12 protein-coding genes are annotated in these 9,114 nt (G+C 67.1%); 5 read left to right on the top strand and 7 right to left on the bottom strand.

The window, feature by feature from the left end:
• From ACFWF3_RS13620 to ACFWF3_RS13605, 4 genes are all read left to right on the top strand, one after another.
• The coding region (locus ACFWF3_RS13620; protein ID WP_379313925.1) for a VOC family protein at positions 1-307 on the top strand (307 nt) is incomplete at its 5' end.
• A gap of 61 nt (positions 308-368) precedes the next feature.
• Positions 369-974: a TetR/AcrR family transcriptional regulator gene (locus tag ACFWF3_RS13615; protein ID WP_379313924.1), complete on the top strand. Its 606-nt coding sequence runs from the start codon at positions 369-371 to the stop codon at positions 972-974.
• Positions 971-1,738 carry a maleylpyruvate isomerase family mycothiol-dependent enzyme gene (locus ACFWF3_RS13610; RefSeq protein ID WP_379313923.1) on the top strand — a complete coding sequence of 256 codons (768 nt, stop codon included), beginning with the start codon at positions 971-973 and terminating at the stop codon, positions 1,736-1,738. Before ACFWF3_RS13615 ends, ACFWF3_RS13610 begins: the two co-directional genes overlap by 4 nt.
• Before the next feature lie 23 nt (positions 1,739-1,761).
• Complete coding sequence (locus ACFWF3_RS13605; protein WP_378989888.1) at positions 1,762-2,487, top strand: MBL fold metallo-hydrolase; 726 nt, start codon at positions 1,762-1,764, stop codon at positions 2,485-2,487.
• 70 nt (positions 2,488-2,557) lie between these two features.
• On the opposite strand, the gene ACFWF3_RS13600 is transcribed toward ACFWF3_RS13605, so the two are convergent.
• Complete coding sequence (locus ACFWF3_RS13600) at positions 2,558-3,709, bottom strand: hypothetical protein (RefSeq protein ID WP_379313922.1); 1,152 nt, start codon at positions 3,707-3,709, stop codon at positions 2,558-2,560.
• An 11-nt stretch (positions 3,710-3,720) separates the two neighbouring features.
• Complete coding sequence (locus ACFWF3_RS13595; RefSeq protein WP_378630996.1) at positions 3,721-4,647, bottom strand: metal-dependent hydrolase; 927 nt, start codon at positions 4,645-4,647, stop codon at positions 3,721-3,723.
• Positions 4,648-4,765: 118 nt separating this feature from the next.
• On the opposite strand from ACFWF3_RS13595, the gene ACFWF3_RS13590 reads away from it, so the two are divergent.
• Positions 4,766-5,374 carry a TetR/AcrR family transcriptional regulator gene (locus ACFWF3_RS13590; protein WP_378989891.1) on the top strand — a complete coding sequence of 203 codons (609 nt, stop codon included), beginning with the start codon at positions 4,766-4,768 and terminating at the stop codon, positions 5,372-5,374.
• 48 nt (positions 5,375-5,422) lie between these two features.
• On the opposite strand, the gene ACFWF3_RS13585 is transcribed toward ACFWF3_RS13590, so the two are convergent.
• The 5 genes from ACFWF3_RS13585 to ACFWF3_RS13565 form a co-directional block, all read right to left on the bottom strand.
• Complete coding sequence (locus ACFWF3_RS13585) at positions 5,423-5,992, bottom strand: ABC transporter permease (protein WP_379313921.1); 570 nt, start codon at positions 5,990-5,992, stop codon at positions 5,423-5,425.
• Positions 5,993-6,017: 25 nt separating this feature from the next.
• The gene (locus ACFWF3_RS13580; protein WP_379313920.1) at positions 6,018-7,037 is read right to left on the bottom strand and encodes a medium chain dehydrogenase/reductase family protein; all 1,020 of its coding nucleotides are present in this window, start codon (positions 7,035-7,037) and stop codon (positions 6,018-6,020) included.
• An 86-nt stretch (positions 7,038-7,123) separates the two neighbouring features.
• Entirely contained in the window at positions 7,124-7,693 is a 570-nt protein-coding gene (locus ACFWF3_RS13575; RefSeq protein WP_379313919.1) for a TetR/AcrR family transcriptional regulator, read from the bottom strand.
• A 52-nt stretch (positions 7,694-7,745) separates the two neighbouring features.
• Complete coding sequence (locus tag ACFWF3_RS13570) at positions 7,746-8,552, bottom strand: SDR family oxidoreductase (protein WP_379313918.1); 807 nt, start codon at positions 8,550-8,552, stop codon at positions 7,746-7,748.
• A gap of 4 nt (positions 8,553-8,556) precedes the next feature.
• Positions 8,557-9,114 (bottom strand): enoyl-CoA hydratase-related protein (locus tag ACFWF3_RS13565; RefSeq protein WP_379313917.1); only part of this gene is annotated, 558 nt, incomplete at its 5' end.

Raw genomic sequence — 9,114 nt, 5'->3', positions numbered from 1 at the left:
AGCCCGGTGGGCTACACCGGATTTCGCCGAGATCGTGACTCCGGCCGGCACACTCGCGATCGGAAGCGTGCGTACGGTCGCGTTGTTCGGGGCCGGCAGCGCGCGCCCTGCCGACAATCGCACCGCGATCATCGAGTTCATGGTCTCCGACGTCGACGCCGACTACCGCAGGTTGCGCGACTCCGTCGAGGACTTCGTCAACGAGCCGACGACGATGCCGTGGGGCAACCGGTCGCTCCTGCTCCGAGACCCCGACGGCAATTTGATCAACCTGTTCACCCCGATCACCGCGCAGGCCGCCGGGTAGGCATGCAGCCCACCGTTGACCGTTTGCCTAACGGCGTTCATAATAACTAACTATGAACGATATGCCGAGGCGTGATCGGAAAGCGGAACGGCGTGAGGCGACGCGGCAGGAAATTGTCGAGGCCGCGTGGGAGATCGCACGGGAGCGGGGACTGGCGCAGCTGACACTGCGCGAGGTCGGCGAGCGGATCGGAATGCGGGCGCCGTCGCTGTACTCGCATTACGGATCGAAGAACGCGATCTACGATGCGATGTTCGAGCAGGCTTGGAGTGAGTGCGAGCGCGTTTCGATCGACGCGCTGCGCTCGGCCCCCGCGGATCCCCGCGGCCTCGTGCGCGTCTTGGCACTGGCGTACTTCGATTTCGCGGTTGCCGATCTCGCCCGCTATCAGCTGATGAACCAGCGCACGATTCCGGGATTCGAACCCTCACCCGAGGCGTACGTGTCGGCGGTCCGCGCGCTCGACGAGGTCATCGCGGTGCTCGCCACGATCGGCGTGACCGACCGCGATGACGTGGAGATCTGGATTGCAATCCTGTCCGGCCTGGTCGATCAGCAGCTCGCCAACGATCCGGGCGGGCACAGTCGGCGCAAGCTGTTGGACCGCGCCGTGGACATGTGGGCCGACAGTGTCGGCCTTCCGCCGACGAAGGAGCCGCAGAAATGACGGCTGTCGAGCAGACGGCGGTGACTGCGCGGCGCGCGATGCTCGCCCATGCCGACGCGATGCGGCTCGCCCGCGACGAGTACTTGCGCTTCGCCGACGCGGTCACCGCGCTCGACGGTGACGACTGGACTGCACCGACCGAGTGTGCCGGGTGGACCGTGCACGACCTCGTCGCCCACGTGGTCGGTATGTCCACGATGGCATCGTCCCCGCTGGAGAATGTCCGCCAGACCCGGGCTGCCCGTAAGCGGTTGCGGCCCGGCCGGCAGCTCGTCGACGCCGTGACCGCGTATCAGGTCGAACGATTCGGACAGCAGACGACGGATCAGCTGGTCCGGTCGATGGCGGCCATCGCGCCCAAGGCCGCGGCAGCGCGCAGACGTACCCCGGGGTTGCTGCGCAATCGAACAATTCCCGAGCAGCAGCTGGTCAACGGCACCGCCGAACGGTGGACCATCGGGTACGCCATCGACACGATCCTGACCCGTGACCCGTGGATGCATCGGATCGACTTGGCCCGGGCCACCGGGCACGTTCTCGTGCTGACCGATGAGCACGACGGGGCGATCGTGGCCGACGTGGTGCAGGAATGGGCCGCCCGCCACAACAAACCCTTCGACCTGTGCCTGACAGGTGCCGCTGGAGGCCGATGGCATTGCGGCACAACGGATGAACGCCTCGACCTCGACGCGGTCGAATTCTGCCGGATCCTCTCCGGCCGCGCCGAAGGCGCTGGACTACTGACCACCCAAGTGCCGTTCTGACACTGCACCGAATCGAGCCGACCATGACCACCACCATCGAGGAAATCGCCCCCGACATCTACCGCATCTCGACGTTCGTGCCCGACATCGGCGAACAGGGGCTGACGTTCAACCAGTTCCTGCTCGCCGATGATCAGCCGCTGCTTTTCCATACCGGGCATCGCGCGATGTTCACCGACGTCGCGGCGGCGATAGCGCGGGTCACACCGGTGAACCGGCTGCGGTGGATCACCTTCGGGCACGTCGAATCCGACGAATGCGGGTCGATGAACCAGTTCCTCGCCGCGGCCCCCGAATCGCAGGTCGCCCATGGTGCCGTCGGCTGCATGGTGTCGCTGGACCACATGGCCGACCGGCCACCGAGACCGCTTGCCGATGGCGAAACCATCGAACTCGGCCGGATGCGAGTGCGCCACATCGACACCCCACACACCCCGCACGGCTGGGAAGCGCGTGTGTTGTTCGAGGAAACCACACAGACTCTGCTGTGCGGGGACCTGTTCACCCACCTCGGTGCGGGCGCGGCCCTCACTACCGGCGACATCGTCGGCCCCGCCGTTCACACCGAAGATCTGTTCGCCTATTCGTCGCTCGCACCGGCGACCCCGATGATCGTCGACCGACTCGCTGAGCTCGCACCGAAAACGCTGGCGCTGATGCACGGTTCGTCGTTCACCGGCGACGGCGGCGCCGCGCTGCGCGCCTTGGCCGACAGCTACCGCCACCGCATCGGCGACGCCACGGCTTGATGGCTTGCCGCAGGCGATACGCCGAGCGGAGGGGAACGTTCTGCTGACCGCCTCGAGCGCGGCCGGCGGATCAGCCGGGCGCTTGCGATGCTGCCGCCACGGGTGCGTCCGGGGTGGGCCGTGCGCGCGGCACGGTGAAGGTCGCCAGGACCGAAGCGATCGCGACGGCGAAGCAGGCTGCTGTGTACCAGAGGTTTCCGATGGGGTCGCCGTTGGTTGTTTCGCCGTTGACGGCGGCGAAGAAGTCGGGGAGCGACGCTATCCAGAGAGCGGCGAAGACGACCAGGTAGAGGGTGGCGAACCGTTGGACGAAGGGGTCTTCGTACTGCGGGGGTGTGGCGGTTCCTCGGCGTAGTTCGGTCCACTGGCGGACCATGACGATCCCGGCGACCACCGCGAGGACGGCGAGTTCCAGTGCGTAGACGATGCCGCGCACGGTGGTGCCGCTCATGCCGATGACGGTGGCGGGCAGCGGGAGCAGGAACGTGCCGACCGAGGCCAGCAGGCCGATGACGATGGTGCGCCAGGTCAATTCGACGCCGGAGAAGTGGCGCCCGTCGTCGACGTGGCGGCCGACGAAATACTGCACGCAGAAGGCCAGCGACATCGGCCACAGGGCCGCGAACACGACGACGCTGCCCATCGGGACCGAATCGAACATCGGCTGGTTGATCGGGTTGTCGATCGACCATTCCCACCAGCGCAATTGGGGCCCGAGATGGTCGAAGATCTCGTAGAAGGCGTGGTGGACGAAGCCGACGCAGGTGGCGCCGATCAGGGTGCCGTAGCGGCCGAAGATGCCGAGCATCCGGACGATGCCGAACGCCATCGTCGCCATCAGCGGGTAGATCGCGATGATGTAGATGGGCAGTCGGCCCCAGAGGAAGTCCACGGTGAAGACGTTGTGCGCGAACATCGTGTCGACGTGTTCTTCGATGCCGAACGCCGCCGGGAAGTACAGCGGCGGTTCGATGACGAACAGGTAGGCGGTGGCACCGAACCACAGCACGAGATTGGTCGGGTCACCGTGGCGGCGCAGGCGCACGATCGCGTACCAGAGCGCGAGAACCGCGCCGACGACGATGGTGAGCTCGAGGACCGGCAGGGTCCAGTTCTCGAGGGCGAACGGGTTGCGGAACTCGACGAGTCCGCCCGCCTCCTCGCAGGAGAAGCCGAGTTCGTGAGCGAGTTCGGCGAAGGTGGGGGAGCAGTGTTCGGCCATCGGGCTACCTTCTACGAGCTGACGGAATCGGCTGTGTACCAACGGGTTACGTCGTAACCTTCGTCATAGCGGCGGAACCACTCGTCGGCTAGTGCGGGCAGCTTCTCGTGCGCGGGATTGTGCCCGGGCGTCTGACTGCGGATGATGCCGCCCAGCGCGACGAGCTGTTCGCGCAGACCGAGATCGTCGAACGCGCGCGGCATCGTGCCGTTGTCGGCCGGCTGGAGGAACGGCAGCCACCGGCGCAGGGTCTGCCCCCTGCGGTAGTTGGCGAACATCGACAGCGCGTCGACCTGGCGATCTTCCAGCGGCACATGCTCGTTGAAGCCCTCGCACGCCACCCGGATCACCTGCAACACGTGCCGGAAGATCGAGGCCGCCACCCGCATCCGGTACAGCTCGCTGTCGACCACCGAATTGAAGATGATCAGCGCCGAACTGCGGTGCTCGACTTCCTCGACGAAATGCCAGATGAACAGTGAGGCGACGCGGTCGTCGCCGGGGGCGAACAGATTCTTGTCGTTGTCGAGCATCAGCTTGAACACCGGCGTGAACGTCGCCTCGAGGTCGGCGGTGTAGGCGAGGCGGTACTTCACCGAGGTCTCGGCGGTGAGCTTGTCGAACTCGCCGATCACCGCGTCGAGGGTCTGCTGCAAGCCGGGATAGCGGCGGATCAGCGCCTTGACATGCTGGCGATGCGCCGTCGAATGCTGCCCTTCCTGGCGCATGAAGGCGTCGGCCTCCGACGCCACCTCGGGGTCGGTGATCTGCGGTTTCGCCTGCGTGATCAGTTGCACGATCATTTTCTCGAAGCCGATGGCCAGGAACGAAACGGCATTGGCCATCGACGAGAACGCCGGGTTCTGCGGATTCCACAGAAACGGCACGTCGTAGTCGGAGAACGCGAAATCCATTTTGCGGACGTGAAGGTCGGTCACGGTGAGTTACCTCGTTGTTCGGCCACGGTTGATAGAGCAATCATACGCACGAGGCTTCGCGTGTATGATCACTTTTACGGAATTCGCCCTGACCTGGGGTTGTGCTAGCGTCCACCTGGTGGCGCGTAGACGTGGGTGGGGCGGCAGTCCGCCGGGTGACGATGCGGAGGCGACGCGCCGGATCATCGCTGCCGCAGTCGAACTCATCGGCCGGACCGGTGCGGAGATCAGCATCGCCGACGTGGCGGAGTCCCTCGGTGTCATCCGGCAGACGGTGTACCGGTATTTCCCCAGTGCCGACGCGCTCATGACCGCCTCGGCCATCGCCTCGGTCGACGATTTCCTCGATCGACTCACCCGTCAGGTCAGCGGCCTGGGCGACCCTGTCGAAGCGATGACAGAGGCCGTCGTCTTCACCCTCACCGATGTTCGGCGGACCCCCCACCTGGGGATTCTGCTGTCGAGCTCGTATTCCAACGCCCATCCGGAAGGCATGACCTCCGATGAGGCCCAGGCGTTCGGTATGACCATGATCCGCCGCTTCGACGTCGACTGGGCCGCTCACGGCTACGACGAGCCCGCGCTGCGCGAACTCGTCGAATACGTGTTGCGCACCATGCAGTCGTTCTTCCTGTCACCGGGCAACCCGGCACGCTCCGACGACGAACTGCGCCGGTACCTGCGGCGATGGATGGGATCGGCGATCGGGGCGCAGCAGAAGGGCTGAACGCCGAACGCGCCCGTCCGGAATTCCGGACGGGCACGAAACGCATACTCAGCTCGCGGCGGCGATCCTGCGGGGCTCCAGCGCGGCGGCGAGCAGATAGCTGCCGCCGCCGGCCAGTGCCAGCGCCCAGTACAGGTACGCGCCGTCGAGAAACAGTGCGGCCGTAGAGCTCACGGCCAGCCAGGCGCCGAGCGTGTATTGCAGGATGTCGCGGTAGGCGACACCGCCGGCGAGGTAGAGCAGTCCGACGATCAGCCCGGACCCGGTCGGCCAGAGAGTCGCTGCGGTGTCGGGGCTCAGCGTCGAACCGAGCGCCGTGATCAGGAAGAACAGCGCGGCGAAACCGATCAGCCACGATGCGCCGAGCAGATTGCCCACGACCGCTTCCTGTCCCGTCGCGCCGCGCTGGGCTCGCAGGGAGACGACGGTGGTCACGATCATGGCCGCCAGCAGGCCGACGCCCAGCAGCGCGGTCGGCACGAATCCGGGGAGGTCGAGCAGGGGGTTCGGGCCATGGCTGAGGGCGAAGGTGCCGTGGCCGACCAACCAGGCGAGGCCGAAGCTCAGGTAGATGGGGCGGTTGTCGAGGACGGTGCGAACGGGCTGGGAAACGTACATGACTGATCTCCAGGGTGTGAGCGGGTCAGGCGCTGACGAGGAGGACTTTGCCGGTGACGGTGCCGGATTCGGCGAGCTCCAGAGCTCGGGCGGCATCGGTGAGAGTGATACGGGCCGCGACCTGGGCGGTGACGGTGCCCGCGGCGGCGAGGGAGAAGACCTGGGACAGATCTTCGGCGATTCGAGCACGGAAGCGGGTGATGTTGCGCTTGCCTGCCCACAGGTTGTAGAAGTGCGCACGTCGCTTGTTGGGCAGCATGTTCCACCACAGCAGGCGGGCGAACAGTTTCAGCACCGGCAACCGGGAGTCGCCCTCGTCGTTCTTGGTGGCCGCCGTTCCGTAGGAAACGAGGGTGCCGCCGTCGGCGAGCAGGCCGAACGAATCGCTGATGCCGGGCCCGCCGACGTGATCGAACACCGCGTCGACACCGTGCGGTGCGATGGCCCGAACCTGGTGTGGCACATCGGCGCGGTAGTCGATCCAGGTGGCACCCAGCGCGGTGACCGCGTCGGCATGGCGAGCGGACGCGGTGCCGATCACGTGAATGCCCGCGGCACGGGCCAATTGGACCAGGGTCGAGCCGACGCCACCGTTGGCGCCGTGGACCAGTATCGTCGCGCCCGCCTGAACAGCGGCGACGCGGTGCAGCATCTGCCAGGCGGTGATGCCGTTCACGACAAAGGTTTCCGCGTCGGCGGCGTCCAGGGTGTCCGGCACGGGGATCAGATCGGCGGTGTCGAGGTCGACGTGGCTGCTCCAGCCGCCGGTCTTGGTCAACGCGGCCACCCGCGTGCCCACCAGTGTCGCGTCGCCGGCCTCGACCACCGTGCCGACCAGGTCGTAGCCGGGCACGAAAGGAAACGGTGGCTGGTCGTAGTACTTACCGCGGCGCATCTGCTGCTCGGCGAAGGACACCCCGGAGGCATCGACTCGAACCAGTGCGCGACCCGGTGCGGGTGCGGGGAGTTCGCGTCGGGTGACGAGCAGGCCGCTGGGGTCGACGCGACCGGGCAGGACGATTTCGGTGGCGGTGGTGGTGTTCATCAGGAGCTACCTTCCGTGGTGTGTGACTGGTCAATCACTCTTGCTGCAAAAGAAAGCTCCACCCTGAAAAGGCTGGAGCGAGAGGGTCAGTGGGCTTTCGGGTGGCGCATTCCCGTCGTCAGGGCGGTGGCCCAGGCGCTGTCGTTGCCGTCGAGCCCGAGGGTGGTGACGAGGTGGCAGAGCTGTCCGTAGGCGATGAAGTACTGGATCTGCTCGGGGGTGCCGCCGGAGCGGCGCTGCACGAAGGTGGTCACCTTGGCCAGACCCCGGCGCAACGCGTCGGCGATTTCGGGGATGTCGGTGGCGGACTGGGCGTGCACCTGCAACATGAGCAGGCTCTTGTCGGCGATGAGTTCGGCGTAGGCGCCGCCCATGTCGTGCAGGATGGCGGCCGGGTCCGTCGCGGTGGAATTGGCCGCGCCCGTGGACATCGCGCGTTCGACGAGGTCGAAGCAGTGATCGAGCGCGGCGACGAACAGGGCGACCTTGCCGGGGAAGAGTTTGAAGACGTAGGCGGGGGAGATGTCGGCGCGCGCGGCGACGGTGTTGATCGGGGTGCCGTGGTAGCCGGTCTTGGCGAACTCGATGATCGCCGCGTCGACGACCGCGTCACGCCGGACGTCCGAGGTGGAGAGGGTGGCGCCGCGCTTGATCATGTGAGTGACTGTACACTCACTCTTTCGCGGGCGTCAACGGGTGACCGGAGATTCAGTGCAGATCGGCGAGGGCGGTGTCCACGTCCGGGCCGGTCAGGCTGTGCCGAATACTGCGCATGACCAGGCGCAACGGTCGTGGGCAGTCCGGGACGGCGGAGAAGCGATCGGTGGCCACGACACGCGCCGGTGCGCCGAGACGGTCGCGGACCCGGGTCATGAGGCCGTAGCGGCTCAGGGTTTCCGCGCCCGCGAGGTGCACGGCGCCCGCCTCGTCGGCGAGCTGCTCGAGTGCGGGCGCCAGGCTGGGCAAGTACAGCGGATTGCAGACGATATCGGTGCGCGCGGGGATCTCGGGTGCGGCGAAGCGGGCCAGGAACTTGTTCGACAGTGGGCTGCGCCCGTAGACGAGGGGCAGGCGCACGACCAAGTGCCGGTCGCGTTCGAGGACCAGATCCTCGGCGGCCACCTTGGTCTCGCCGTAGACGTTGATCGGTGCGCGCGTGGCGCTTTCGTCGTAGTGCTCGGCGGCGCCGTCGAAGACATTGTCGGTCGACAGGTAGACGAGCTTCGCGCCCGTGTCGCCGATGGCGTCGAGCAGCGGGACCATCGGCGCCACGTTCGCGGCACGGGCCGCAGCGGGATCACGCTGCGCGGCACCGAGATCCACGACACCGGCGGTGTGGACGACCACGTCGAAACCTTGTGCGACGAGGGCGCGCACCGCGCCGGTGTCGGCGAGATCCACCGGGGTGAGCCCGTGCCCGCCCCGGCTGGTCCCGACGACCTCGTGGTTCGCGGCGAACTGCGCGTGCAGCGCGCTGCCGACGAAACCGGAGGCGCCGAGGATCAGGATCCGCACCGTGTCAGCGCGCCTGCCAGTTCGGCTTGCGCTTCTGCGCGAATGCGATGGCGCCCTCACGCATGTCCTCGGTGACCGCGACTGTCATGATCTCGCGGTTGGACTGGTCCCAGGCGTCGTCGTCGGCGAGCTTGCCGTCGATCATGCCCAGCGCCACCCGCTTGCTGGCCTGCACGGCCAACGGTGCGTTCTCGGCGATCCGACCGGCCAGCGCGAGCGCCGCGTCGAGAACCTCGGCGGCGGGCACGACACGGTTGATCAGGCCCAATTCCAGCGCACGGGCGGCGGTGATCGGTTCACCGGTGAGGATCATCTCCATCGCGACCTTGCGGGGGAGCTGCTCGGGCAGGCGGAACGCGCCGCCTGCCGCGGCGAACAGGCCGCGGGCGACCTCGGGCAGGCCGAAGGTGGCGGTCTCGGCGGCGACCGCGAGATCGCTGGCCAGGACGAGCTCGGTGCCGCCGCCGAGTGCGAAACCGTTCACCGCGGCGATGGTCGGCTTGCTGATCGGATGCCGGACGTACCCGGCCAGGTTCCAATCCTCATGTCCCGGGGCGAGAAT

The sequence above is a fragment of the Nocardia sp. NPDC060220 genome (assembly GCF_042727815.1).
GTDB lineage: Bacteria > Actinomycetota > Actinomycetes > Mycobacteriales > Mycobacteriaceae > Nocardia.
The sequence above is the reverse complement of the archived record's forward strand: the minus strand, read 5'-3'. Positions and strand labels throughout refer to the sequence as shown.

Excerpts from the sequence above, each read along its gene's own strand:
- ACFWF3_RS13575 (WP_379313919.1), bottom strand. The coding sequence starts at position 7,693 with ATGATCAAGCGCGGCGCCACCCTCTCCACCTCGGACGTCCGGCGTGAC.
- ACFWF3_RS13600 (WP_379313922.1), bottom strand. The coding sequence starts at position 3,709 with ATGGCCGAACACTGCTCCCCCACCTTCGCCGAACTCGCTCACGAACTC.
- ACFWF3_RS13605 (WP_378989888.1), top strand. The coding sequence starts at position 1,762 with ATGACCACCACCATCGAGGAAATCGCCCCCGACATCTACCGCATCTCG.
- ACFWF3_RS13615 (WP_379313924.1), top strand. The coding sequence starts at position 369 with ATGCCGAGGCGTGATCGGAAAGCGGAACGGCGTGAGGCGACGCGGCAG.
- ACFWF3_RS13610 (WP_379313923.1), top strand. The coding sequence starts at position 971 with ATGACGGCTGTCGAGCAGACGGCGGTGACTGCGCGGCGCGCGATGCTC.
- ACFWF3_RS13585 (WP_379313921.1), bottom strand. The coding sequence starts at position 5,992 with ATGTACGTTTCCCAGCCCGTTCGCACCGTCCTCGACAACCGCCCCATC.
- ACFWF3_RS13580 (WP_379313920.1), bottom strand. The coding sequence starts at position 7,037 with ATGAACACCACCACCGCCACCGAAATCGTCCTGCCCGGTCGCGTCGAC.